Genomic DNA, 25994 nt, shown 5'->3' with positions numbered 1-25994 from the left:
TTAGTCCTCCAACATAGATTTTTTTAGTGCTTCAAGCTGTGCTTGCTCGTCTACTGTCGCTTCATGTTTGTAATCTTCATCGACCCAATCAGGTACGTTGCTTTTGGCTGGTTGATTTGCTTGATAACGATTTGCTTTCTTAGCTTTGAAATCTCGTTGTGCTTGATAAGCTTGCTCTACCGTTTGAATACCGTTCTCAATCCAGTTATCTAGAACACGACTAATATAGTTAAATTTGCGAACATTGTTAGCTACTGCTACTTTTACTGCTTCAAGAAATAACTCTTTTGATACATGTTTGTTAATCAAATAATCGTTCATCGTATCGTATTCAAACTTAACAAGACCTCGACCAAGATTCGCTTCAACTATGTCAACAAATCTTTCTTCTTTTTCTGGTTCTAGTTCTAACTCTTTCTTTAACTCTATATCTTTCTTTATTTCTGTCTCTGTATCTATCTCTATCTCTGGTGGTCGTTTGTCGGACATTTGTCCGGACGTTTGTCTGATTGCTCTGTTTTGAGCTCTTTTAGCTCTTTTTCTGTCGCCTTCACTACTTGATTTTCCGACGAAATTTTGGATATTCGACATATAGATAGCACCGTTGTCTAATATTTCAATTAATTTCAATTGCTGAAAAATTTGAATAGCTTTTTCAACAGTACCAACTTGATGACGTGTAATGGTTGCTAACATTTGAGCATTATAAGGTATCAAATTATTGAACATTAATAGGCCGTCATTTTTTAAGCTCCTAAGATATAGTTTTAAAAGGATATTGCTGTAAATGTAGCCATCTGGCATACTTTCCAAAATGATAGCTTCATCACTCTCAAAGAAATTCTCTTTAAGTTTTAAGTAATAGTATTTTTTATTATCAGCCACCTAATCACCCTCTTCTTCTTTTGCGCCCCAGCACCCGTGCCAGCCATCTGTGTCAAAACCGATTAGCATGATTTCGTCTGTGTCAAAGTATTCATTTTCCATTTAGTACCTCTTAAATCGTATCGTCTGGCAAACCGTGAGCACGGTTGTATGCAATTGCACTCGCTTCCCAACCTGAATAATTAGGTTTGACTGGTTCTTCTTTCTTACGTGCTCGTTTACCGAACACTGTTAATATAGTTACTTCAGCGAACGCTAAAACTGCGACTGCGATAATTAAATGTGTCATGTTAAACTCCTGTTTCTAATTTCATGTTCTTAAGCATTTCAGCTAACGTTTCTTTTTTTGATAAATATCTGTTACGTGATTTCCACTTTACGAAAAGTGCAAAACCTTCATAATTGATGAAAACAATTTTATGCGTTGGATTGTCGACATATTTCCTAAATTCTGGATGCTCACGCATTTCAGCTGCCCATTGTTTCGCAACTGATTTAGTTAAGCCCTCCCAGCGTTGCATGAGATGATCATAGTCGCCCCATTCAGCATCTTCGTTAACACCGACAGCCTTGTAAGTTATTTCGACCTTTGGCATAGCGTGCTCCTTTTTAATGTGGTATAATTTACTTTAGTTTTATTTGTTATGCGACTGATTGCCGTCAGTCGTTTTTTTATGCTCTCAGACTGGCTGGTATGGCCCTAGTAGGCACTTTTCAGCCGATTAAAGAATAAATAGGAGATACTATCGTGTAAATGATTAAAAAATCTATATTGGTAAAGGAAAATCAAACATAGTCAAATTGATATTTATGAGTAATCACCTACTAGAGCCGTATCAACCAGTCTGAGAAGCACGGTTAATTAAGCAATGTTATTCAGTAGCTTATCAGCAAAATACAATTGCCCTTTACCTGTAATTTTAGGTGTCTTGTTAATGCTGATATGACCGTCTGAATGATTGATAGTCGTTTCTTTGATTTCAAACAGACCTAAATCCATTGCTTTTTGTGTTGGCATGTTCCAACTTTTGCCTTTGCGACTGATTAGATAGCCATTTTCTCGCAGCCATGCAAACATACGATTCTGACCAAAATTCAAGCCGTTCTGACGCATGAGCTTAGCAAAGTCACCGACTAAAATAGACGTATGACTTGCGCTGACTGCGTTAGCAAAGATAACTTTAGGTTTTTGCTCTTCAATTGTTGCTTCAAGTTTAATAATTTTACGGTCAGCAATTTTAAGAGCTCGAGCCATGATTTTCTCAGGACTGTTGAAGTCCTTTTCAACTTGAATGAAGTATTCTCTGACTTCGTACCCTTTTGAAGTTTTAGACATCATTGCTAAATGTTCAGCCATGCGAATACTAACAGCGTAATCTTGTAATTTTTTAACTCCGCCATATTGATTTTGCTGTGTAGTTGTAACTACAGAGCTAAAATCTTCGTTCTCTTTAAACATTTTGAAGTTTTGCTCGACCCACTGACTGAAACGAGTTTTAACCTCTAAACTTCTATATAAGTCACGAGCCGAGACAGTAGCACTATCACCTTTGAAATCTATACGAATTAACTCATTCATTTAATCACCTCTTCCATTTTTTTATTTTTCATAACATAATATGTAATATCGTCGTCCATTTTTGAATTGGCGAGTTTCTTCTCGGTAACCCCTATTAAAATTGGATTGATAAATTCTTTTGAATAGGCTAATAATTGAATAGTCGGATTTTTATTATCTGTTTTCAATTCAATAATCACTGGTCTCTTGCTGCTTTTTTCTTCAGCTAAAATGTCAATTCGACCACTTTTTATTACAAATTCACTTTTTACGAATTCAAAATTAGGGAATAGTGTTTCGAAGTTTTGACAGATATAACTCTGCATATCCTTTTCACGATTTTCCCTGCTGTTTTCACATTCTAGAGCGTGAATGAATTCCAAGTCTAAAAAGTCAATGAGATATATTGTTCCTTGAAACTTATTCAGATATTTATCTTTGATAAAAGTTCTTAACCTTTTGATTTGTTGTGAGTTGTAATTGCATTTTTGCTTTTCTCTAGCTGCCCACAAAAACAATTCTTCAAAAGAACTAAACTCTTGTTTTTCATTTAAAGTTACGTTAATTAAATTATTCATGTGTTATCCTTTCTGAATTCGTCTAAACTGACTTCTAAAACGTCAGCGATTTTCACCATTCTACTGAAAGAAAGGTCTCTCTTTCCGATGTTCATCAACGTGTTATAGCTGATACCAGTCTTTTTAGCTAACTCTGTGACTGTCATTCCTCTGTCAATAAGTAACTTGCTTAAAGTTTTTTTCATACTCAATCCCAAAACACAATATATAGTTTTTGATTGTATTGAAAACGCAACATATTGTGTTATTATATCCTTTCTGATATAATTGATTCATGACAAACGATTAAATAGGACCTCTTACCTCCTTATGAAAATCGCAAGTCAAATATTATGGAAAGGAGACTGTTTATGAGCAAACTTAGTCCAAAACCAAGTCGAAAAACATCTTTTAAGAGTTGGAAAGATTTAGATGAAACACTACAAGCTAGCTTTAATTTCCTTAATTCTAAAAGTGCGACAATTTCATTAGATGAATACGAAATGTCAAAATCAGAAATTATCACCGAAGCCTCGAAGCAAGGTTATAAAGTCATTGATAACAATGATGGTTACTTAGTTTTTGAATAATTGATGTGCTAAAGTTGACAAATTATTTTTTAAAACGTTCAACTCATATCTCAACTCAGCAATCTCTTCATGAGGTTGCTTTTTATTTCCGCTATACGGATAACGTTTTGGTTTCATGTTTGCTCCTTTCTTTTTGCGGTTAAACCGCAATATTAGGTAAAAAAATAATATCATCTAAATTCATATTGAATTTATTGGCAATGTGGTAAGCCATGCTGATAGTTGGTTCTGTTTGGCAACGTTCCCAATGACCCCATGTGTCTACTGAAACGCCGACTAATTCAGCAGCTTGTTTTTGATTTAATCCATTCGCTACTCGTAGCATTTTCAACGTCATTTTTTGCATATTCTCACCCCTTTCTAAAATGGTATAATGGAAATAAAAATGATTGGAGAAAAAAGTATGACATATTTTGATCACAGTGAAATAAATCTTTACAATACCATTGAACAATCCAAAGCGTTTACTTGCCCGAATTGCGGAGGCTTTGCTTCACACGAATGGAGAGCTATATCAGTTTTTTTCAATCCATTTAGAAACATAGAAACTCCTTTTATGATTATCGCAAAATGTCAAGCGTGTCAAGAATATTCAATTTGGTTAACCGATAATAAAACAATACATGAGAATGAAGCTATATCAGTTTTAGAAAATAGCGAAAAACTACTTTATCCAATTAAGATTTTAGGAGTACCTTCCCCAAATCAAGATATGCCTGATAATGTCAAAGAAATCTATATTGAAGCAAGTGAAATTCTCGATAAATCCCCACGTTCTTCTGCTGCTCTATCGCGTTTAGCTATTGAAAAACTTGTAGATCACTTAAAAGCCGAGGGGAAAGATTTAAACAATAAAATAGGATATTTAGTTAGGCAAGGGATGCCAATTGAAATCCAACAAATGCTAGATAGCGTCCGCGTAGTCGGAAATAACGCTGTTCACCCTGGGCAAATTGACTTGAAAGATAACAAAGAACTTGCAGCCTCACTTCTAACTTTTGTCAATTTGATTGTTGATAATAGGATTTCACAGCCTAAAAAAATTAAAAGCGTTTATGATTCTTTGCCTGAATCTTACAGAAAAGCTATTGATAGACGAGATAATTAAGAAGCCGGGTCAATTTCAAATACCATTTCATTTTTTTGATTCCAAAATTGTGAAACAACCCTAGCAGGATTTTCTTTTGTTCCGTTTCCTTTTCGATAAGTAATTTTTATTAATTTAACATTTTCTACAGATATTATTCCGTTTATTGCCATCGTTTTTTACCTCACTACTATCCATGCAATCAATCCAATAATCAAGCCTAGCAAAACCAAATTAGGAATTAACCCACCTTTTAATTTGAATTCCACTTCTTGATTTCCGTCTGCTGATTCATTCTTATAATGAATATCACCAAAAAGAAACTTCTTCCATTTCATATTTCTACTCCTTTCTTGTTTTGGAACTATTCGTAACAACACAGCTCTAAAACTTCTTGCGAAGGTACAACTAAATATGTTAAACTATAACCACACCCCCGAAGGGGAGGAAGCTTATGCTTCCTTTATTGAACTACCATTCAATAATGTTTTTGAATCTAAGCTTAAACCAAAGAATCTTGATTTCGACTTCTAGTTCTTTGCGTTTAGGCTTTTTGTTATGTTTAGCCATTAGCTGTACCTCCTGTTTTTGTTAAGGTCTATCTCAACCTTACGAGTTTATTATACTGCGGTTAAACCGCAATGTCAAGAATTTTTTGCGTTTTTTCCGCAATTTTTTTATTTTCTTATTTACTTTTTTGCGTTTTTAACGTAAAATACTAGGCAAGGAGGTAAGCATATGACCCAAAAAAGTGTCAAAAATAAAGAAATTTTTTCAAAAAACCTCGCTTACTATATGAATAAAAAAGGAATTGATAGAAATACCCTTTGTTCTGATTTAGATTTAAAATATACTACTGTTAGAGATTGGTTGAAAGGTATTACCTATCCAAGGATTGGTAAAATAGAACTTTTGGCAAACTACTTCAATGTAAATAAGTCTGATTTAATCGAAGATAAATCTGAAAAAAGTGACATTTCATCTAAAATCAACTTTGACCCTCGCCAAGCGATTTTACTGTCTAACTACAATAAGTTAAACGACAATCGCAAGGATAAGCTTGTACAGGTTTCCGAGAAGCTTTTGGCAGAGGAAGACGGTAGAGCCCTTGATATTTGCGAAAAACGTGCCGAATACGAAACTAGAAAGCGTGTTAGCTTACCCGTTCCCGGTAAGGTTTCAGCCGGTACTGGCTACTGGCAAGAGGACGACTATGACACTATGGTAGATTTCTACGAAGATGAAATCCCAGACGAAAGCGAATATGACACTATCGCGATTGTAGTCGGCCATTCAATGGAGCCTAAAATCAAAAACGGCGATTTTCTTTTTATTAAATTGAAAAATCAAGTTGACCTAAACAAAATCGGCATTTTTAAAGTTGATGGTGAAAACTACGTCAAGAAACTAAAAAGCGACCGCTTAGAGTCACTTAACAAAGAATATGATGATATTCAACTTTCGGAAGAAAACGATGTGCGTACAATCGGCGAAGTTGTTGACGTCTATAGGGAGTGTTAAGAATGAACGAAGAAACTAGACCAATGGAAGTTACCTGCCATGACTTAGATTGTCATTGTAACAGACGTCGTGAATGGATTAAAGTCAACGGTGAATGGCACCCTATTGAATATTCAGTAGCTGACCATAACGAGCCACCGATGACCGAAAAAGAGAAAGAAAACGTTGCTAAAATCATTATCGCCTCTATGGCAAAAGAATAAATAATTGTGCAAATACTGAACCACACTAAAAGCTGAGAATGGAGAAAAAAAGATGGGATTGTTTGCTAAACGCTGTCCATATTGCAGAAGCACCAATATTCAGTTTATGCATCAGGACAGAAAAAATTTCAATGGTTGTGTTGGTTGTATTGGATTTTTAATTTCTTGGCCACTCGTCCTACTTGGACTTATCGGTAAGAACGGAAAAAACAACTGGCACTGTAATAACTGCGGTAGAACCTTTAAAAGTAAATAATTTTTATCAATTATAGGAGAAATAAAAATGAAAAGAATGTTTTTAGTAATATCTTTATTATTTGTTAGTATTATTGTTGCTGGCTGTGGAACAACATCAACCAAAAAAGAAGTGAAATATTATGATAATGATTTTGTTACTGATTTAGGAAAGGCGTTAGATGCCAGATGGACATATACTGATGATAAAGCAAATGCTGACGTTGTAATGACTGAAGAAGGATACGAAACAGCTACTCAGACAGAGCTTGATGTTATTGAAAAATATCAAGATCTTAAATTTAAAGACAGCAAACTTAAAGAAGCTGCTTTAGCTTATATAAATGAACTAAAAAATGGTTTAAAAGTTGCTAAAACGTATGGTTCAGATTCATTTTATGATAATTGGGAAAAACATTATGATTCTAGAACTTCGAAATTAATTACAATCAATGATATCAAAAAAATTGAAGTATCTGAAAAAAACCAAAGTATTTTAGACGAATTGTTAGCATCTGGAAAAGAAGTTCAAACAAAGAACAAAAATGAAGATACAATAAAATCATTTGCTGACTCTCTCACATTTACATTGGATGAAGCGAATTCAGACGAATCTGCTTCATATTATATCTATACTGCTACTGCTGAAAATACTACTCAGTTGAATTTTGAATATTTATCTCTAAATATCAAGTTAATTGATGATCAGGGAACTACCGTTGATACTCAACCAATTTATGAAAATAACTGGGCTGCTAACGAGAAACGAAATCTTGAATTTACAACAGATAAAACTTTTTCAACTATTCAAATTACAGTAAATGATTATAGTTTAGAAGATTAAAGCTATCAACGTACAAATGTTCTTTTTAAGCTAAACAGTTAGAAGGGATATTGATTTATGACTAACCATTTTAGGGAACTTGTTCAAGAACTACTTGAACATATCGATAACAATCCATTAACTGATGAACAATTAGAAAAAATCGAAAAATGGATTGAGGAGAATAGGAAAGAATAAAAATATTATTAAGGTTTTAGGAGAACACATGGATGAAACTAAATATATTTCAGAAAGGATAGCATGGAAAATTTAGCAAAACGATTAGTCGATAAAAGTATTGAAGCTTTTATCATGGGGCTTGAAATCTATAATAAGCCGACTATTAAATATCGGATTGAAGGCTTTAGTTTCTTTATTTGCAACGCTTGGGAGTTGATGTTAAAGGCTCATATCATTAATAATGACAGTGAGGAAGCTATCTACTTTAAGGACAGCAAAGACCGAACTATATCATTGGAAAATGCAGTAGAAACAGTATTTCCAGATAAACATGGATCGTTGAGAAAAAACCTTGTCCAAATTATCGAACTTAGAAACACTAGCACTCACTTTATAACAGAAGATTATGAGCACATCTATGCGCCATTGTTCCAAGCTTGTGTGTCTAATTATATTTCTAAAATGCAAGAATTCCACCAGGAAGATATCACAAAACAAATTGCACAAAATTTCCTGACTTTATCTGTCCGTATCGACCAACTTAATCAGGAAGAAATTAAAGCTAAATATTCCCCAAAAATGGCAGAACGTTTACTAGCTGAACAAGCAAAGATTGAAAGTGAAATTTCTGCTAGTAATTCTGACTATGCTGTCCCAGTAGAAACACGATTCTATATCACTAAGCGAAAACAAGATGCTGATTTAGCAGTTAAGTTAGACAATGGTGCTGAAACAAGTGTCGGCATACTCCGAGAAATTAAAGACCCAAATGCAGTATACCCACTGACTACTAAGGAAGTTATAAAAATTGTTAATAAACGTTTAAGAGCGAAAGGGATTTTGTTAACAAAAATAGTAAGTGGTGAAAAGCAAAAAAGGCCGTTTACAACAAACGACCTACAACTATTTAATGCATTTTACGATATTAAGAAAGATGGACGCTATTGCTACCACTATAAAATCGGTAATCGATATAGCTACGCTCCAGCTTTCTGTGAGTTTATCATTGAAGAGATTGAACGGAACCCTGAAACATTCGTAGAAAACTTGAAAAAGAGGACAAAAAAATAAGATAACCCCAGGCATCTGTGAATTCTCGTCCTTTGACTTACTCCCATTCGGGAACACAACGTTAATCCTTCGCAAGTTATCTTGTTAATTATATTTTAACACATTCACTAAAAAAGTACAATAAAAATCTCTACACTCGCCTTCGCCAAAAATTGAGTGTAGAGACAATGAAAAAGTATAGTAAAAACCTGCATACTGTAGGCCTCTTTACTATACCCATTTTACCATAGAAATGAGGTATTAACAAATGTGGATTGAAAACCATAAAAGTGGAAAAATAAATTTTGTTGAAAGATATAGACACCCATACACTGGGGAGTGGAGAAAAGTTTCAACTTTAATGGACCGCGACACACCAAGATCGCGCAAAGAAGCACAAAGAATCCTTGATAGAAAAATAAAAGAAAAACTAGCCAAACTAACCACTACAGATGCAAAGTTAGTTGATATTATAAACGAATGGTGGAATCATCACAAACCAAGCCTTAAACCTACTTCTCAAAAAACAATTGAGTACAAAGTAAAAGGATTGACGAAAGTGATTGATGAAAAGGTATTACTTTCAAAAGTAACTACTAAATTTTTACAAAACTTAGTCGATGACGTCCCAGGTAGCTTCGATAAGAAAAAACGTATAAAACAAATCTTTAAACAAACTTTTGATTATGCGATCAGTATCGGATATGTTTCGGAAAATCCTGCAACTGGCGTTAAACTTTCGAAACCTCCCAAAACAATTGAAGATTTTGAAAATATAACACAAAAATATCTTGAAAAAGATGAGCTATACAGACTATTAAAAGAAATGAATAGGCATAGTGTTTCAAAAAAGATTGCATTGCTTGCAGAATTTATGGTTTACAATGGATGCCGATTTGGTGAAGCAATTGCATTGCGACCTGAAAATATTAAAGAAGAGTATATAGAAATTCATGGCACCTTAGATTACATGACTAGTGGCTATGAAAATTCTCAAAAACAAACTCCTAAAACAAATTCAAGCTGGCGTGAGACTCTTCTAACAGAGAGGGAACGGGAGATTTTAAATGAAGTTCAACTCTTAAATAAATTAGAAGAAGACACTAGCCAAAGTTGTAAGAAAACAGGTTATATATTCGTTAGCAGGAACGGCATACCCATTCAAGACAACTCATTCAACAAATCAATCCGTGCTGCTAACAATAGACTCTCAAACCCTATCCCTAAACATTTAACAAGTCATATTTTTAGGCATACGCTTGTTAGTTTCCTGGCTGAAAAGGGTGTCCCTTTAAAAGCAATTATGGACAGGGTTGGTCATTCTGATTCAAAAACAACCATTCAAATTTACACCCATATTACCAAAAATATGCGAACTGAAGTTGTCGATATACTCAATTCAATATAATTCATGCCCCAAAAATGCCCCAAAACTATAAAAAAAAGCCAATCGCACAAGCTGTAACCCTTGATACGATAGGCTTTTTAAATTATTTATCAAGAACTTTTTGTGTTTTAGCGTAGTTAGCTTCAACAGCTTCTTTTTCAGCTTTCCACCAATCTTGGTTATCTGTATACCATTTGATTGTTGCTTCAAGTCCTTCTTCAAAGTTAGTATATTTTGGTTCCCAACCAAGTTCTTCACGAAGTTTAGTTGAGTCGATAGCGTAACGAAGATCGTGACCTGCACGGTCTGTTACGTGATCGTAGGCATCTTTTGGTTGACCCATTTTTTCAAGGATAAGTTCAAGAACTTCTTTGTTGTTCTTTTCGCCATCTGCACCGATAAGGTAAGTTTCACCGATACGTCCTTTTGTCAAGATTGCCCAAACACCAGTTGAGTGGTCGTTTGTGTGAATCCAGTCACGAACGTTTTTACCATCACCGTAAAGTTTTGGTTTAATTCCTGACAAGATGTTTGTGATTTGACGAGGAATGAATTTTTCGATGTGTTGGTATGGTCCATAGTTGTTAGAGCAGTTAGAGATAGTTGCTTTAACGCCAAATGAACGTACCCAAGCTTTAACGATCAAATCTGATGCTGCTTTTGTTGATGAGTATGGTGAACTTGGGTTGTATTTAGTTTCAGCAGTAAATTTTTCACCTGGACCTTCACCATGTCCTGGAAGGTCTTCACGAAGTGGAAGGTCTCCGTAAACTTCGTCAGTTGATACGTGGTGGAAACGGATATCGTATTTACGAGCTGCTTCCAAAAGTGTGTATGTACCAACAAAGTTTGTTTGGATAAATGGACTTGGATCTTTCAATGAGTTATCGTTGTGGCTTTCTGCAGCATAGTGAACGATCGCATCAGCTTTTGCAGCTAATTTATCTACCAATTCTGCATCTGCGATATCACCAACAACCAACTCAACACGGTCACCAAGGATTTCTTCTAAGTTTGCACGGTTACCAGCGTATGTTAATTTATCAAGAACAGTAACGTGTACATCTGGGTGATTGTTGTAAACATAGTGTACGAAGTTTGAACCGATGAAACCTGCACCACCGGTTACAATGATATTTTTGTATTCAGACATAATTAAGATACAAAGGGACGTTTCGCTCACGAAAAATCTCATAGAAAAATAGGAAATCTGACGCAGACGACAAGCGTCTAGGAAGATTTATCTTTTTTTCTCAGAGATTTAGTCCCGTGTTCAGTTCCTTAAAACTGAACACTCCTTTCTGATTAAATTTATTAAATATTAAAAGTCTTAGTTCAAATCATCTTTACTTAAAGGTTTAACATCTTTAAGTAGTGGGTGATTTTTATCTGCTTCAGAAACTTCTGCTTCTTCCAAGTTTTCCCATTTGATACCAAGAGTTGGATCTGCATAGTTTACAAAAGCGTATTTTGGTTTAAGTTCAAGTGCCCAGTAGTCGTTAACCAAGTAGCTGTATGATACTTTATCAGACAATACTTGGAAACCGTTAGCGACACCACGCGGGACAAAGATACCTTTTGAAGCATCGATAACTGTTTGGTAAACATGACCAAAGCTGTCACCTTCACGTAAGTCAACCCATGAACCTAGTACTTTACCTTCGTCAGCAACTGAGATGTATTTGTCCCAAGGTTCTGCGTGAAGTCCACGCAAAACGTTTTTATGTGAAAAGCTAACGTTATTTTGTAATTTTCCTTCTGCAAAGAATGATTCTGGAAAACCAAGAGGAAGCATTTTTTCTTTTTGGAAGTTTTCTTTAAACCATCCGCGGTTGTCACCGTGAACAGGAATATCAAATTCAATCATTCCTGGGATGGCTTCGATTTTACGTGCTGCTAATTCTTTACCAAAAAACTGTTCTGTCATTAGTCTTCTCCAATCAAACGGAGCAAGTATTTTCCGTATTCGTTTTTCTTAAGTGGTTGTGCAAGGTTGTAAACATCTTCTTTTGTGATGTAACCCATGCGGTATGCAATTTCTTCCAAGTTCGCTACTTGAAGGTTTTGCATACGTTGCACTGTTTCAATGTATTGAGCTGCTTCAAGAAGGCTTTCGTGTGTTCCTGTATCAAGCCATGCAAAGCCGCGTCCCATAACTTCTACAGAAAGATCGCCACGTTCAAGATAAGCTTTATTTACATCTGTGATTTCAAGTTCACCACGTACACTTGGTTTGATGTTTTTAGCAATTTCTACAACATCGTTATCGTAGAAGTAAAGACCTGTTACAGCGTAGTGTGATTTTGGATGTTCTGGTTTTTCTTCGATTGAGATAGCATTGAAATCTTCGTCGAATTCAACAACACCAAAACGTTCTGGGTCTTTTACTTGGTAACCAAAGACAGTAGCACCTTTTTCTTTGTTTGCTGCTTTTTGAAGCATTTTACTTAGACCTGCTCCATGGTAAATGTTATCTCCCAAAACAAGAGCAACATTGTCATCTCCGATAAATTCTTCACCGATGATAAAGGCTTGTGCCAATCCATCTGGACTTGGTTGTACAGCGTAAGAAAGTGAAATACCAAATTCTGAACCGTCGCCAAGTAGTTCTTCAAAACGATGAATATCTGTTGGTGTTGAGATAATCAAGATATCTCGGATACCTGCCAACATCAATGTTGATAGTGGATAATAAATCATTGGTTTATCATACACTGGCATAAGTTGTTTTGAAGCCGCACGAGTCAAAGGATACAAACGTGTTCCTGAACCTCCTGCAAGAATAATACCTTTCATAGTTAGGTCTCCCTCTTTGTCAATAAATTATCAATTATCAGAACTATTCTATCATTTTTTGCAAATGCTGTCACTAAATTTCCTAATTTTACAAGCTTTTAACGAAAATTACTGACAAATGTCAGTAATTTTTTATAAATGATAAAACGGATTTGTTTCTGCCTCACTGGCAATGAAATCTACTGACCAATGATTGTCATTTTTCCAAGCATTAAATTTTTCAAGTAATTTATCAACCATGAGCACCTCAATATGATGCCCAGGATCAATAGCAAGCATGCCATTTGTAATCATTTCTTGAGCCGTATGATAGTAAATATCACCAGTGATGTAGACTTGCGCCCCTTTTGCCATTGCTTCACGGTAAAAACTTTGACCACTACCACCACAAATAGCTACGCGATTAATGAGCTTATCTTGATTTCCATATGCGACCAAACGAACACTATCTAAGTTGAATTTTTCTTTAACCTTAAGAGCAAATTCTAGAAAAAAATTGCTCCTCAATCGTTCCAACTCGACCAATCCCGTAACCATCAGCCGTAGGACTTAAAATCTCTGTATCGGTAATGTCTAACAGCTCACAGAACCAATCATTTAAACCATCTGGCACAATATCGATATTTGTGTGACTCACGTATACGGCGATATCATGTTTTACCAAGTCAAGGTAAATCTGATTTTGGGGAATCGCCGCAAGGTCTTTTAGCGGACGAAAAATGGGAGCATGCTTAACGATAATCAAGTCAACATTTTTCTCGATTGCTTCTGCCACTGTCGTTTCACGCACATCAAGAGCAATCATGACACGACTAACTTCTTTATCAAGAGTTCCAATTTGGAGACCAGAAATATCTCCTTCCATAGAAAGCTCACGTGGACAGTATGCTTCGTAGCGTTCAATGATTTCACTTGCTTTCATTGATAGCCTCCTTGATAGCTGTCATTTTTTGTGAAATAGCTGCGCGGTCATCGACACGATTTTCTGGAACGTGAGGCAAAGCAATTTCTAATTTTTTCAATTCTCGTTGCCAACGTGCTTTGAAGACAGCTGATTTTTCTTGGTTCAAGAAAGGACCAAAGCGTAAGTCTGTCTCTGACAAAGTCATTTGTCCGTGTTCAACAACCATGATTTCATAAAATTTATCATTTTCTGTCATAATTTCTTCAGTGACAAGTTTGAAGCCATTGTTCATCAACCAAGCACGAAGTTCATCTTCACGATTATTAGGTTGTAAGATAAGACGGTCTACACTTGCTAATTTTTCAACTCCTGCCGCCAAAATATCAGCAATCAAGCCGCCGCCCATACCACAAATCGTAATCGTTGTTACTTGGTCTGATGCTTCAAAGGCTGCCAAACCATCTGCCCAACGCACAACGATTTTATCTGCCAAACCAGCGCCAGCAACATTATGAACTGCTGATTCATATGGACCTTTGACAACTTCACCAGCAATGGCAAAATCAATTTTTCCCTCTTCCATCAAGGCAATCGGTAAATAAGCATGGTCACTTCCGACATCCAGTAAGCGTGCTCCTTGCGGTACAAATTCTGCTACGGCAGCTAGACGCTTAGATAATACTGTTTGCATAATTCTTCCTTCTAAAATATCATTCTTTTTAATTATATCAAAAACAACTTCTCCTTACAAAAGCATAACAAAAGCAACTCAAGTGAGCTGCTTAGTTAGTTTTCGCATTGTCTTTATAATATTTGCAATAAGCTTGAACTGGGCAAATATCACATTTAGGCTTTTTAGCTAAGCAATGATAGCGTCCAAAGAAAATCAAGCGATGATGTGTCAAAATCCAATCTTTCTTTGGAATTTTTTTCATCAAATCTTCTTCGATTTCTTTAACATCAGCATCTGGTGCAGAAATATTCAGGCGCTTAGCAATGCGTGACACATGCGTATCCACAGCAATCGATGGGATACCGTAGACTTCTGCTAACACAACATTAGCTGTTTTTCGTCCAACTCCTGGCAAGGTTTCTAACTCCTTGTGGGTCTTAGGAACTTGCCCGTCGAAGTCTTGTAAAATCACTCTTGCCGTCTTAATAATGTTTCGAGCTTTGTTCTTATAAAGTCCAATGGTTCGCAAACATTCCTCAACATCAACCAAATTTGCCTTAGCCAAATCCTCGATTTCTGGGTAATGTTTCCAAAGATTTGGAGTCACCTTATTCACTGCTTTATCCGTCGTTTGAGCAGACAAAATTACCGCGATAAGCAGTTGAAATGGCGTCTCCCATTCCAACTCGCCACGCGCTTCTGGATACATATCACCAATAATAGCTAAGATTTTCTTTAAACGCTCACGTCCAACTCTCATTAGTCACTCCACAAATCCATTGCAGCCAAAAAGTCATCTGACACATTGACTTTACCTGCTTTTGAATCTTCATGCTCTTTGCGACGTTCCTCAACTTGACGCATAGTTGTAATGCCTTCACGACGCCAATTTCGCAAAATGGCATTGATGTAATTCCAGTTTGTCTTACCGTTAAACACAGCTTCACGAAGCGCTGCGCGCACTAGGTCTGGATCCGTTTTATCCTCACGAATAGTTTTTTGCAAATCTTCCAATTCAAATGGACTTAGCATACGACCTAGCTCACGTTCAAAATCTTCGACAAGTTCTTTCACAGGATTTACATCTTGTTTTTCAGGAACTTGTTTTGGTTCAGATACTAATTTATCCAAAAGGGCTAAAACAGGACTAGGATCAAAAATGACTTCGATTTCACTACCAAGTTCAATAGTCTTCATATCAAGCAAACCTTGAGCAGTCAAATCAGAAATCGAGCGGTTAACTTCTGCCACTGTTTTATTCAGCGCGCTAGCAATTTGACTAGGTGCCAAATCATCCATCTTAGTCGTGTTTTGGAGATAAATAAACTGCCAAATCAAAAAATCATCTGCACGTTTAAAAATGTCTTTGTAATGAAAGAGAAGAGCACTCGGCAATACAAGATTGCCTGATTTATAATTTTCCAAATAATTCATAATATATTCCTAAAAAATCATCACATCTAAAACTGAACCTGACAAAGATAAAGCAAGATTTGACCGACAATCATCTCATCACAAGTAACCGTAAAAAGATGGTTCTTTTTCCAATTGCTCCAACTGATAAGGCGTCTCTTGGTAAACAGCATAATTAATCCAATTACTAAAGAAAGTTGTTGCCGCTAAGTTCCACTTCATCAGAACATCTTGCTCAGGATCGTCATTGACGTAATAATGCACAGGCACATTAGGATTTTTTCCAACTTTAACATCACGCTTGTACTCACGATCCAAAGTTTCACGGTCATATTCCAAATGTCCAAAGCTATAAACTTCGCGCAAATCTTTACTAGCTACGATAGACAAACCAACTGTGGGACCTTCAGCAATTACTTCTAATCGATCAATCTTAGCAACATCTTCATGACGAACTTCTGTATATCTAGAATGCGGCGCCATAAAGCAGTCGTCAAACCCACGGACAATCGGATTGGAAGGTTGTTTGACATTTTGAGAAAAGATGCCTGATAATTTTTCCTCTAGCAAAACCTTCTTAATACCATATTTGTAATAGAGTCCAGCTTGCGCTCCCCAACACAAGTGCAAGGTTGAATAGACATGAGATTTTGCCCAATCAAAGATTTGGCACAATTCATCCCAATAATCCACTTCCTCATAAGCCAAGGTTTCAACTGGAGCACCCGTGATAATCAACCCATCATAATACTTGTGTTTAACATCCGCAAAAGTTTTATAGAAGGTTTCTAAATGCTCAACCGTTGTATTTTTAGACTCATGGCTAGTCATATATAAAAATTCAACATTAATTTGCAAAGGTGTGTTGGCTAGCAAACGCAAGAGTTGTGTCTCTGTCACTTCTTTTGTTGGCATCAAGTTAACGATGAGAAAATCCATCGGTCTAATATCTTGATGCTTTGCGCGTTTATTATCCATGATGAAGACATTCTCTTTGCGCAAAATGTCTAAGGCCGGTAATTCTTTATCAAGTTTTATTGGCATGAAAATATCTCCACTCTATAATATTATATTTAAGTAATATTATAAAAGATGGAGATATAGTTTTCAATTATATAATTTCTTTAGGTAGTTATAGTTTTTAGCTATAATTATCCTGGGAAATTCATTAAGACTTTCGTATCATAACCTTCAAGTGCTTTACGTCCGTTCAATCCGTCCAATTCAACAAGGAAAGCACATCCAGCAACGATACCACCAAGGCGTTCTACCATTTCGATAGTAGCTTTCACAGTACCACCTGTTGCCAAAAGGTCATCAACGATAAGTACACGTTGTCCAGGTTTGATAGCATCAGCATGCATACATAGTGTATCAATGCCATACTCTTTTTCGTAATCAGCTGAGATTACTTCACGTGGTAATTTACCAGGTTTACGAACTGGTGCGAAACCAATTCCAAGTTCAAATGCAACTGGGCATCCTACGATAAATCCGCGTGCCTCTGGACCAACAATCATGTCGATCTTCTTGTCAGTAGCATACTGTACAATTTCGCGAACAGCATAGCTATAAGCATTTCCATCTGCCATCAAAGGAGAAATATCACGGAAAGTGACTCCTTCTTTAGGATAGTTTTCAATTGTAGCGATATAATTTTTTAAATCCATTTTCTTCTTTCTATGGGCTTTTTGCCAAAAAATGTTTTACATTTCATTATAGCATATTTTTTGGAAAAAGGAACAGAATTTAGAAGATAAATTTTATAAAACTCAATTTTGATAATTTACTTGCCAATCTTTAACTAGTGGATAAGTCACTAGCTTACTGTCATCCAAATTTTCTTTATGCATATCTACTGCAGTGATTTGTGAGTTATCATAAGTTGTGTAGTAGTAAATTCCCTTATCAGCATTGATACATGAACTGTAAATAGTATATTCGTATTTACCACTTTCATCCACATAACACAATCCTTTTTGTTGTTCAACGGATTTCAAAATATGGAAAAATTGGTTAACACTGGATGCTTCAGTATCTTCTGCTACCGAATTTAATTTAGTAAATGCCACTTTAACATAGCGTGACATTGATGACAAATCACCAGGCAAACCTAAGCCACCCATTCCTCGACTATAGGTATCTAATTGAATTTCTGTAGAGAAAAGATTGTCGGAAACTTTTGGTGAAAGGTGACGGTAGTTGTTCAAGTTAAACAATTGTTTATCAAAAGTTGGATTATTAGTCAAAACACCAGTTGGATTGTCATAAACCTTAAGACCACTAGCCACAGATTCCAACACAATAGATTCATTGCGATCTGCAATCAACCAGTGCAAAGGACTTGGTTGAAAATCATCACTAAATGCTTCATTTGTGACGTTAAGATTTTGACAAAGTTCTTTAACTTGTGCAACAGAATCACACTGAGATAAAAGCCATGGAATCAATTCAAAGGAAGCAACATTATCTTTACCTTTTGCTACTTCTTTATAGTCAGCATTTTCAGGGAAATTCAACCCTGCCATACCAACTCCTTTTTCATTTACAGCTTCATAAAAAAGCGGATAATCGGCCACCACAGTTGCCATACCAATCATGGCATAGTGGTCCTTATTTTCACCTTTGTGCTTAAACGAGAATGGGTAAGTTCTAGGACAAATGGTCACCGTTTCATTGTAAGAAAAATCCAAATCAAGATTACGTCCGAAGTAACTGTCCTTAGTTGTATAAGTAATCGCAGTACACATAAGAAACCTCCTTATTACAAGAAAATTCATAAGTTATTAAATATTTTTGTAGCGAGTCATCCCTACATAACCATATTATAGTTCTGTCTCAATAGAAAAACAAATATTTAGCAATCGATTACTTTTATTCGACAAGAAAACTATGACAAGCTAAAACTTGTCATAGTTTTCTTAATTATTATCCATTAACCAATCATAAATTTCTTGTGGGGTACCAAGTGCCATGAGTTCTTGGTACTTCACTTCTTGTTTCAGGTTTTGATAAATTTGGCTATCTGAGATGCTACGTTTTTGAGCATCTTTGTTAACAACCATAACACCATCTGTGATGGTTACGAAGTCTAATTCATCAAAGATTTGAATCATTTTCACCAGCAAAATATCTGGGATATTAAGGTATTGACTCAAGTCTTTTAGTTTATAACGAACATCAAATTCAGGGAATTGGTAAATGGTTTTATACAATTTAGCAAATTGTTCGCGAGTTCCATAGCCTGTCAAATAATAGGCACGTTTGATGTGGTTTTTAAAATAAACAGCATCAAATTGTCGCCCAACAAAAAGTGATTTGAGTTCTTCAGCCTTCTCAGGGATGTCCAGAACAACCACTTCACTGGCACTAGTGTCTTCACTCAAAACAGGAACACGTTCAGGAAGGCTGGCATTTTTAGCACGAATATCAATCAACTGAACGCCGTCAACACGCGCATCTTCAAGCATCAACTGAACAGTGGTTTGCCCGTTCCATTTGTTGATTGACAAGGTAACCGCAAGACAGAGATTCTGTGCTTGTTGAAGTTCTTGTACCAAATGACCTTGGTTAAAGGCAACAAGGTCAACTGCCGTGCTTCCTTGAGCAATTTTTAACTTCAAGTGGGCATCATTTTGCCCCATGGTACGTGCTTGTTTAACGGTAAAGTCTTTGATTTCAAAGACTGGCTTAGCATTATCCATCCCAAAAGGTGCAATCTTATCAAGACTTTTAACAGTGTCCAAGTCGATTTCTGACAAGTCTAGCACTTCATCAATGATCAAAGTCTTTTTCTGAGCTAAATTAATATCATTTTCAGCAATGTAATCGCACAAGACCTGTGACAATTGCTCTAAGTTATCAACGGGCAAGGTCATCCCAGCTGCGCCAGCATGTCCACCAAAGGCTTCAAATAAATCACGATGTTCATCAAGCGCATGGAAGATATTGATAGCCTCAGTACTTCTAGCAGAACCTTTTGCCATGCCGTCTTCAATGTTTAAGACAATAACTGGCTGAGCAATATGCTCCAAAATACGACCAGCGACAATCCCAAGAACACCTGGATGCCAGCCTTCTTTTGCTAACACTTGAACAGGCTTATCAAGGTCAACCATGCCCATGGCTTCGTCATAAATCTTTTGAACGATTTCTTTACGTTCTTCATTTTTGGCATTAATCATTTGCGCAATGCTTAGCGCTTCTTCATCATCAAAGCCAGTCAATAACTCAACAGCTGGATTGGGATCATCTAGACGACCAAGAGCATTTAGCTGCGGTGCAATTTTAAACCCAACAGTTTCCTCATTAACATCTGACATGTCAATATCAGATACTTTCATAAGCTCCATGAGACCAATGCGTTCGGTCTGCTTGAGCATTTCAAGGCCAACCTTAACCATGATACGATTTTCATCTGTTAGGCTAACCATATCAGCAATGGTTCCGATAGCAACTAAATCTAGCATTTCTGTAGGAATTGATTCCAACAAGGCACAAGCTATTTTGAAAGCTACACCACATCCTGCTAAATACTTGAACGGATAATCCGCTTCCGGGTGCTCTGGATGTACAATGGCAAATGCGTCTGGAAGCTCTGCTGGTAAGCCATGGTGGTCAGTAACAATGACATCTACTCCTTGACTTTGTGCATAGCTAATAGCTTCATGCCCAGCTACGCCATTGTCCACCGTAATAATCAAAGAAACCTGTTGTTGCTCAATAAAGTATTTATAGACCAATTCATTTGGTCCATAGCCATCAACAAATCGGTTAGGAAGATAGACTTGAACCTCAGCCCCAAGCATTTCCAACGCTTCTTTCATAATGCTAGCGCTAGTCATACCATCGGCATCATAGTCACCATAGATTAGAATCTGTTCGTAATTTTCAATAGCTTGACGAATGCGAGCAACTGCCTTGTCCATATCATGCAACAAATATGGATCATGAAGTTGTGATAAATCATTTGATAAAAATTGAGCTAGTTTTTCGCCATTATCAATGCCTCGACTGAATAGAATTTTGCTGGCTAATGCCGTTATATTTTCTTTTTTTGTCACTTCAAAAAAGCCATCATCTGGCTCTTTTTCAATGTTTTTCCAATTGTATTTACTTGTTATCATTCACTTCTCACTTCTTACGTAGAATTGAAAGGAGGTTATTTGTAGTTAAACACTTTTCGTGCTAAAAAATCAGCAACTTTTGGGAAAAGTGTATAGAATTTATGAGCTACTGCCATTGAAAATGGCATATTCACCTCACGTTTGTTCTTACCTAAAATAGCAACCGTACGTCTGGCAACTTCTTCTGGTTGCAAAACAAAACGTCCAACACTCTTTAAGTATTCTCCAGATGGATCTGCCTTGTCAAAAAAGCTTGTTGCAATCGGTCCAGGATTAATCGTCGTCACATAAACATTGCTATCAGCTAATTCTAAACGCAGAGCATTTGAAAAACCAATCACCGCAAATTTTGTTGCAGAGTAAACTGATGATTTTGCTGAAGCAATCAAACCAGCGATGCTGGCAATATTGACAATATGACCATGCCCAGATTTCTTCATCTTATGCCCAACCAAACGTGAAAAAGTCATCGTCGCAAAGGTGTTGATATCAAACATATCACGGATTTCAGCGGTTGTATAAGCATCAAACTCACTAAAATCACCATAACCAGCGTTATTGATAAAGACATCGATGTGACCATGTTCAGCATATAGTTTTTCAACCATTGCCCCAATCGCTTCATCACTTGACATATCAAGTTTGTAGCAAACTGTGTTAGGACGTTCAGCATAACAGGCTTCAAGTTTTTCTACATTACGTCCTAAGGCAATCACAAAGTCATCAGATGGTAACTGTTTGACAATTTCTTTGGCAAGTCCACCTGTTGCTCCTGTAATAGCAATAATTCTCATAAGCTAATTACTTCCAAATCTTTAACCAAGTGTGTATTTTCAAAAATTTCTTGAGCATCGTTTTCGATTTGTTTGCATTCACGTCCCAAGAAACGAGCACTGATGTGATTAAGCAATAAACATTTAGCTGACGCTTCTTTAGCAATCTGGGCAGCCTGAGTTCCTGTTGAGTGTCCGTGCTTGCGGGCGATTCTCTCATCACCTTTGCCATATGTTGATTCGTGAACCAAGATATCAGCTCCCAAACCAAGACGCACACTAGCATCAGTCTTACGTGTATCACCTAAAACAGTGATAACTTTTCCTTTTTTCGGTGCTGAGATGTAATCTTTGGCAATGATTTTTGTCCCATCTTCTAAGACAACATCTTGACCGCTCTTGATTTTTCCAAATAATGGACCAAATGGCACACCTGCAGCTTTCAACGCTTCTGCATCAAGTGTTCCTTCCAAATCTTTTTGCATCACACGGTAACCAATGCAGAAAATCGTGTGGTCCAATTTTTCAGCATATACCACGAACTTGTCAGTTTCCATTACTTTGCCCAGACTGTTTTCGTCAAATTCATGAAAATGAATACGGTATGGCAAACGAGCACCAGACAAGCGCAAACTGTTCAAAACGTATGAACGAATACCCACAGGACCATAAATATCAAGGTCAGTTTGTTCTTCATTTGCTTGGAAAGCACGACTTGCCAAAAAGCCAGGAAGACCAAAAATGTGATCACCGTGCAAGTGCGTGATAAAAATGCGTTTCACTTTACGAGGACGGATAGTTGTTTCTAAAATCTGACGTTGTGTGCCTTCGCCACAGTCAAACATCCACACCTCATTAATCTCGTCAAGTAACTTTAACACTAAGCTTGACACATTACGTGACTTTGAGGGCTGACCCGCTCCTGTTCCCAAAAATTGTAATTCCATATATACCTATAAAAACCGAAGTTTTTACTTATCCTTCCTATTACGATACTTTTACATAAGCGATAAATTCACGTTGATCAAACGTGTAATAAACTTGCCCTTGGTAATGAGCTAGCAAGTCTGACAATTCATCGCGATTAAAACTTTTTAGCTTAACCATATTTCCTTTTAATTTTGAAACATGGCTGAGCAGACTACTTTCTGGTGTAAGGTCTTCAAGTTCTTGGTCATCAAAAGTCAATTTTGACATTTTGATTTTGCCATCTTCAACATAAATTTTATATTGAGGAAAAACTTGAGCCAATTCAAACAAGACATCTCTTGTCAAAGCTTCATCTTTTTCAGAAAAGACAAGAGCAACCTCTTTATCATTTTCATAAGTGAAACCATATGATTTCCCTGATAAATTCAAACGAATAAAAGGCTTGCGTTCGTCAAAAGATGGCTTATTATTTAACAAGTGCAATTCTTTTGATAGTTCAAAATAATAATCCGTTGCTGCTTGCGGAGATTGTTTTTGATACATTTCTGCAAAATAAGCATTGATAACACTTGGAGGTGGTGTGATGAAACTCAATTTTTGTTCATCTGTTAAATCCTCCAAAACATTTTGCAAATACACTTTATCTAGTGACGTAAAGCCACCATATTTTAAAGCTAAGCTTATATAATCAGTCATAAAATTCTTCTAGTCTCCATTTATTTTTTGGATTAATGTAACCAGTGATATTTTCGTATTCTTCAACAAAATCATAACGATCAAGCAGCGCGATTTTATTTAAATCGTATAGCTTATAGGCTTGATTTTGGTGAACACGAATACTAAATGGTTCAAAAATCTCACGCATTTCATTGATAATCAAACGGCGCAAAAGTGAACGAGCATCTTTATCACGCGCAGAAATACGCACATTTGGAAAAGCTGTCGCTGCAAAGTGCTCCGCCACATCCATCTTGTTATAAACAGCTAAACGCGGAATATCCAACATATCTAGATCTTTTAGCAGATTTAAAACAACTTTTTCGTGTTCCGCATGATTTGGGTCGCTGGCATCAATCACGTGTAGCAACAAATCAACATGACGGTTTTCTTCCAAGGTTGACTTAAAGGCCGCCACCAACTCAGTTGGCAAATTTTGAATAAAACCAACCGTATCTGTAAGCGTCACTTGAAATTGATTTTGCAAGTAAATCTGCTTAGTTGTCGCATCCAAAGTTGCAAATAATTCATCAGCTTCGTATTGTTTATCATTGGTTAGGACATTCATAATGGTTGATTTACCAGCATTTGTATAACCAATGAGTCCAATTTTAAAGACTTGTGATTCTGTACGTTTTTCACGACCAGTTTCACGATTCTTTTCAACCACCTTCAATTGGCGTTCAATATCTGAAATCTGATTACGAATCGAACGGCGGTTCAATTCCAATTGACTTTCACCAGGTCCACGGCTACCAATTCCACCTGCTTGACGGCTTAGCATAACCCCTTGACCGACAAGGCGTGGCAACATGTATTTGAGTTGAGCTAGATGAACTTGCAATTTCCCTTCGTGACTACGAGCACGCATGGCAAAAATATCCAAAATCAGCTGCATGCGGTCAATCACTTTAACCCCAAGTTCTGATTCTAAGTTAACATTTTGACGGGGTGTTAAACGGTCATTAACAATAACAGTGTCAATCTCATCAGCGTCAACAATCGCTTTAATTTCGGCTAATTTTCCTGAGCCAATCAATGATTTACTATCGTATTTTTCGCGTTTTTGGCGATAAGATGAAACCACCTGCGCTCCTGCTGTTTTAGCTAGCGAAGCTAACTCTTCCATAGACATATCAAAATTTTCAGTGTCTGGCAGCTCAACACCTAGTAAAATCACGCGCTCTTGATGTTCGCTTGTTTCAATCATGCACTCACCCCTCTTCTTAATTAATCCGTAAATCTCATTATATCATAAAATTTCTACAAAAAGTGAAAGGGAGCGTTTTACTCCCTTACAATTTCTTATCATTTAAAAAACAATCAACATCACTTGTAACACTAGCTTTAAAATCAGCTTCTGAAACATTGTAAAACTTAACTGCCATACGGTTTCTAAACCATGTTAACTGGCGTTTTGCAAAGCGACGTGTGTTTTGCTTTAATTTTTCAACACAGTTTTCAAGAGAATCTTCTCCAGCAAAATACGGAAAAAGTTCCTTGTAACCAATAGCTCGCGCAGCTTGAACCTCACGATAATTGTCATAAAGCCATTTTGCCTCATCCAAAACACCATTTTCAACCATAAGGTCAACACGGCGATTGATACGGTCATAAAGCACTTGACGGTCATCATTTAAACCAATCAAATAGGCATCATAGTTAGTTTCTTTATTTTGCAAATCTTGTCCAAATTTAGCTAACTCTAAAGCACGAATGGCACGACGGCGGTTGATTTGAGGAATCTCAATCTTCTGCTCTGCTATTTTTTCAAAAAGCTCTTCATCACTTAACAAATCCAATTCTTTTCGGTAAGCGAGGACTTTTTCTTGATCAACCTCACCACCCAAATGATAACCTTCTAGCAAACTTTGAAGATAAAGGCCAGTTCCTCCAACGATAATAGGAAGCTTTCCTCGACTAACGATATCGTCAATCGCAGCCTTAGCTTCAGTCACAAAGTCATAAACAGAATAAGTCTCTTCAACATCACGCACATCTATTAAGTGGTGAGGAGCTGCTGCTTGTTCTTCAGGCGTTGCCTTAGCCGTTCCAATATCCAGCTTACAGTAGACTTGTTGACTATCACCGCTGATAATTTCTCCATTAAATTGCTTGGCGAGTTTGATTCCTAAAGCTGTTTTTCCAACAGCTGTCGGTCCAACCACAGCAAGCAGTTTTATTTTTTTTGACATCTATTTTTTTATCCGTCCTAAGCCTGATTTTTTAGTAAATATAACTTTTTCACTTGAATTTTTAGGCAATTTTCGTTACCATTATTATAACATAAGGTGGTAGGACAAGAAAACAAATCCTACTGCTATAAAAGAGTATAAAGACCTCTTTATACTCCCTGTTCTTATCAGTGAGGAGGAATTATTATGGCTAAAAAATTTGCATTCGCTAAAGGTCTTGCTACTGGTGTTGTAGCCACTGCAGCTACTGTCGCAGGCGCTATTTTCGCAGTTAAGAAAAAAATCATTGAGCCTGAAGAAGAAAAAGCTGCTTTCATTCAAGAAAATCGTAAAAAAGCAGCCCGCAAACGTATTTCTCACTAATTTTTAAACGTTAAAAAGCCCTGAGCCTT

The 25994-nt window shown here is 36.6% G+C and carries 34 protein-coding genes and 1 pseudogene; 9 read left to right on the top strand and 26 right to left on the bottom strand.

From position 1 onward, the window contains the following. The 6 genes from STRINF_RS07055 to STRINF_RS07035 form a co-directional block, all read right to left on the bottom strand. Positions 1-885: a phage replisome organizer N-terminal domain-containing protein gene (locus tag STRINF_RS07055; RefSeq protein ID WP_006532387.1), complete on the bottom strand. Its 885-nt coding sequence runs from the start codon at positions 883-885 to the stop codon at positions 1-3. 112 nt (positions 886-997) lie between these two features. Next, positions 998-1174 (bottom strand): hypothetical protein, encoded by a 177-nt coding sequence (locus STRINF_RS10355; protein ID WP_006532386.1) that lies wholly within the window; start codon positions 1172-1174, stop codon positions 998-1000. A 1-nt stretch (position 1175) separates the two neighbouring features. Next, positions 1176-1481, bottom strand: coding sequence for a hypothetical protein (locus STRINF_RS07050; RefSeq protein WP_006532385.1), 306 nt, complete (start codon positions 1479-1481; stop codon positions 1176-1178). Between the two features lie 266 nt (positions 1482-1747). Further along, on the bottom strand, positions 1748-2464 hold the full coding sequence (locus STRINF_RS07045; protein WP_006532384.1) for a phage antirepressor KilAC domain-containing protein: 717 nt from the start codon (positions 2462-2464) through the stop codon (positions 1748-1750). Beyond that, the gene (locus STRINF_RS07040; RefSeq protein ID WP_006532383.1) at positions 2461-3021 is read right to left on the bottom strand and encodes an endonuclease NucS domain-containing protein; all 561 of its coding nucleotides are present in this window, start codon (positions 3019-3021) and stop codon (positions 2461-2463) included. Before STRINF_RS07040 ends, STRINF_RS07045 begins: the two co-directional genes overlap by 4 nt. Continuing rightward, on the bottom strand, positions 3018-3206 hold the full coding sequence (locus tag STRINF_RS07035) for a helix-turn-helix domain-containing protein (protein WP_006532382.1): 189 nt from the start codon (positions 3204-3206) through the stop codon (positions 3018-3020). Before STRINF_RS07035 ends, STRINF_RS07040 begins: the two co-directional genes overlap by 4 nt. A 165-nt stretch (positions 3207-3371) precedes the next feature. On the opposite strand from STRINF_RS07035, the gene STRINF_RS07030 reads away from it, so the two are divergent. Further along, positions 3372-3590 carry a hypothetical protein gene (locus tag STRINF_RS07030; RefSeq protein ID WP_043878397.1) on the top strand — a complete coding sequence of 73 codons (219 nt, stop codon included), beginning with the start codon at positions 3372-3374 and terminating at the stop codon, positions 3588-3590. On the opposite strand, the gene STRINF_RS10755 is transcribed toward STRINF_RS07030, so the two are convergent. Then, positions 3576-3707, bottom strand: coding sequence for a hypothetical protein (locus tag STRINF_RS10755; RefSeq protein ID WP_006532380.1), 132 nt, complete (start codon positions 3705-3707; stop codon positions 3576-3578). The two genes, STRINF_RS07030 and STRINF_RS10755, sit on opposite strands and share 15 nt — an antisense overlap. 22 nt (positions 3708-3729) lie before the next feature. Beyond that, positions 3730-3936: a helix-turn-helix transcriptional regulator gene (locus tag STRINF_RS07025; protein ID WP_006532379.1), complete on the bottom strand. Its 207-nt coding sequence runs from the start codon at positions 3934-3936 to the stop codon at positions 3730-3732. Between the two features lie 57 nt (positions 3937-3993). Here STRINF_RS07025 and STRINF_RS07020 point away from each other — a divergent pair, with 57 nt between their 5' ends. Then, a complete protein-coding gene (locus tag STRINF_RS07020; protein ID WP_115283795.1) occupies positions 3994-4698 on the top strand; it encodes a DUF4145 domain-containing protein in 705 nt (234 codons plus the stop codon). Here STRINF_RS07020 and STRINF_RS10215 read toward each other — a convergent pair. Then, entirely contained in the window at positions 4695-4850 is a 156-nt protein-coding gene (locus STRINF_RS10215) for a hypothetical protein (protein WP_006532377.1), read from the bottom strand. The genes STRINF_RS07020 and STRINF_RS10215 overlap by 4 nt on opposite strands. 6 nt (positions 4851-4856) lie before the next feature. Next, positions 4857-5015, bottom strand: a complete 159-nt coding sequence (locus STRINF_RS10350; RefSeq protein ID WP_006532376.1) for a hypothetical protein — start codon at positions 5013-5015, stop codon at positions 4857-4859. 400 nt (positions 5016-5415) lie between these two features. Between STRINF_RS10350 and STRINF_RS07015 the strand changes: the two genes are divergently transcribed. From STRINF_RS07015 to STRINF_RS06985, 6 genes are all read left to right on the top strand, one after another. Continuing rightward, positions 5416-6198, top strand: coding sequence for a S24 family peptidase (locus STRINF_RS07015; protein WP_006532375.1), 783 nt, complete (start codon positions 5416-5418; stop codon positions 6196-6198). Positions 6199-6200: 2 nt separating this feature from the next. Then, entirely contained in the window at positions 6201-6401 is a 201-nt protein-coding gene (locus STRINF_RS07010; protein ID WP_006532374.1) for a hypothetical protein, read from the top strand. A 283-nt stretch (positions 6402-6684) separates the two neighbouring features. Further along, positions 6685-7479 (top strand): FxLYD domain-containing protein, encoded by a 795-nt coding sequence (locus tag STRINF_RS07000; RefSeq protein ID WP_006532372.1) that lies wholly within the window; start codon positions 6685-6687, stop codon positions 7477-7479. A gap of 57 nt (positions 7480-7536) precedes the next feature. Next, entirely contained in the window at positions 7537-7656 is a 120-nt protein-coding gene (locus STRINF_RS06995) for a hypothetical protein (RefSeq protein WP_006532371.1), read from the top strand. A gap of 63 nt (positions 7657-7719) precedes the next feature. After that, complete coding sequence (locus tag STRINF_RS06990) at positions 7720-8709, top strand: DUF3644 domain-containing protein (RefSeq protein ID WP_006532370.1); 990 nt, start codon at positions 7720-7722, stop codon at positions 8707-8709. A gap of 247 nt (positions 8710-8956) precedes the next feature. Further along, entirely contained in the window at positions 8957-10096 is a 1140-nt protein-coding gene (locus tag STRINF_RS06985; RefSeq protein ID WP_006532369.1) for a tyrosine-type recombinase/integrase, read from the top strand. Between the two features lie 82 nt (positions 10097-10178). Here the strand turns inward: STRINF_RS06985 and rfbB are convergent, their stop codons facing one another. From rfbB to miaA, 16 genes and pseudogenes are all read right to left on the bottom strand, one after another. Further along, positions 10179-11228: a dTDP-glucose 4,6-dehydratase gene (gene rfbB, locus STRINF_RS06980; RefSeq protein WP_006532368.1), complete on the bottom strand. Its 1050-nt coding sequence runs from the start codon at positions 11226-11228 to the stop codon at positions 10179-10181. A gap of 177 nt (positions 11229-11405) precedes the next feature. Next, on the bottom strand, positions 11406-12002 hold the full coding sequence (locus STRINF_RS06975) for a dTDP-4-dehydrorhamnose 3,5-epimerase family protein (protein ID WP_006532367.1): 597 nt from the start codon (positions 12000-12002) through the stop codon (positions 11406-11408). Then, positions 12002-12871 carry a glucose-1-phosphate thymidylyltransferase RfbA gene (rfbA, locus tag STRINF_RS06970; RefSeq protein WP_006532366.1) on the bottom strand — a complete coding sequence of 290 codons (870 nt, stop codon included), beginning with the start codon at positions 12869-12871 and terminating at the stop codon, positions 12002-12004. Before rfbA ends, STRINF_RS06975 begins: the two co-directional genes overlap by 1 nt. A gap of 132 nt (positions 12872-13003) precedes the next feature. Further along, positions 13004-13793 (bottom strand): annotated as a pseudogene (locus STRINF_RS06965) (Nif3-like dinuclear metal center hexameric protein). Further along, positions 13780-14466, bottom strand: a complete 687-nt coding sequence (locus STRINF_RS06960; protein WP_006532363.1) for a tRNA (adenine(22)-N(1))-methyltransferase — start codon at positions 14464-14466, stop codon at positions 13780-13782. Before STRINF_RS06960 ends, STRINF_RS06965 begins: the two are co-directional and overlap by 14 nt. 91 nt (positions 14467-14557) lie before the next feature. After that, on the bottom strand, positions 14558-15208 hold the full coding sequence (nth, locus tag STRINF_RS06955) for an endonuclease III (protein ID WP_006532362.1): 651 nt from the start codon (positions 15206-15208) through the stop codon (positions 14558-14560). Next, the gene (locus STRINF_RS06950) at positions 15208-15882 is read right to left on the bottom strand and encodes a DnaD domain-containing protein (RefSeq protein ID WP_006532361.1); all 675 of its coding nucleotides are present in this window, start codon (positions 15880-15882) and stop codon (positions 15208-15210) included. Before STRINF_RS06950 ends, nth begins: the two co-directional genes overlap by 1 nt. Positions 15883-15960: 78 nt before the next feature. Next, the gene (gene metA / locus STRINF_RS06945; protein ID WP_006532360.1) at positions 15961-16905 is read right to left on the bottom strand and encodes a homoserine O-acetyltransferase MetA; all 945 of its coding nucleotides are present in this window, start codon (positions 16903-16905) and stop codon (positions 15961-15963) included. Positions 16906-17012: 107 nt separating this feature from the next. Then, positions 17013-17531, bottom strand: a complete 519-nt coding sequence (locus STRINF_RS06940; protein ID WP_004231134.1) for an adenine phosphoribosyltransferase — start codon at positions 17529-17531, stop codon at positions 17013-17015. 102 nt (positions 17532-17633) lie between these two features. Continuing rightward, the gene (bsh, locus tag STRINF_RS06935) at positions 17634-18611 is read right to left on the bottom strand and encodes a choloylglycine hydrolase (protein WP_014334522.1); all 978 of its coding nucleotides are present in this window, start codon (positions 18609-18611) and stop codon (positions 17634-17636) included. A 171-nt stretch (positions 18612-18782) separates the two neighbouring features. Next, entirely contained in the window at positions 18783-20987 is a 2205-nt protein-coding gene (gene recJ, locus STRINF_RS06930; RefSeq protein WP_006532358.1) for a single-stranded-DNA-specific exonuclease RecJ, read from the bottom strand. A 35-nt stretch (positions 20988-21022) separates the two neighbouring features. After that, positions 21023-21781 (bottom strand): SDR family NAD(P)-dependent oxidoreductase, encoded by a 759-nt coding sequence (locus STRINF_RS06925; RefSeq protein ID WP_006532357.1) that lies wholly within the window; start codon positions 21779-21781, stop codon positions 21023-21025. Then, positions 21778-22707: a ribonuclease Z gene (gene rnz, locus STRINF_RS06920; protein WP_006532356.1), complete on the bottom strand. Its 930-nt coding sequence runs from the start codon at positions 22705-22707 to the stop codon at positions 21778-21780. The genes STRINF_RS06925 and rnz overlap by 4 nt, the downstream gene beginning before the upstream one ends. A gap of 40 nt (positions 22708-22747) precedes the next feature. Further along, positions 22748-23386 carry a cystathionine beta-lyase gene (locus STRINF_RS06915; RefSeq protein ID WP_006532355.1) on the bottom strand — a complete coding sequence of 213 codons (639 nt, stop codon included), beginning with the start codon at positions 23384-23386 and terminating at the stop codon, positions 22748-22750. Continuing rightward, positions 23379-24617 (bottom strand): GTPase HflX, encoded by a 1239-nt coding sequence (gene hflX / locus STRINF_RS06910; RefSeq protein WP_006532354.1) that lies wholly within the window; start codon positions 24615-24617, stop codon positions 23379-23381. Before hflX ends, STRINF_RS06915 begins: the two co-directional genes overlap by 8 nt. An 85-nt stretch (positions 24618-24702) precedes the next feature. Further along, the gene (gene miaA / locus STRINF_RS06905; RefSeq protein ID WP_006532353.1) at positions 24703-25602 is read right to left on the bottom strand and encodes a tRNA (adenosine(37)-N6)-dimethylallyltransferase MiaA; all 900 of its coding nucleotides are present in this window, start codon (positions 25600-25602) and stop codon (positions 24703-24705) included. A gap of 186 nt (positions 25603-25788) precedes the next feature. On the opposite strand from miaA, the gene STRINF_RS10000 reads away from it, so the two are divergent. Continuing rightward, positions 25789-25965, top strand: a complete 177-nt coding sequence (locus tag STRINF_RS10000; protein WP_006532352.1) for a DUF3042 family protein — start codon at positions 25789-25791, stop codon at positions 25963-25965. Positions 25966-25994: the final 29 nt, after the last annotated feature.

The organism is Streptococcus infantarius subsp. infantarius ATCC BAA-102, assembly GCF_000154985.1.
GTDB classification, from domain to species: domain Bacteria; phylum Bacillota; class Bacilli; order Lactobacillales; family Streptococcaceae; genus Streptococcus; species Streptococcus infantarius.
This window is presented reverse-complemented; position numbering and strand designations above follow the sequence as displayed.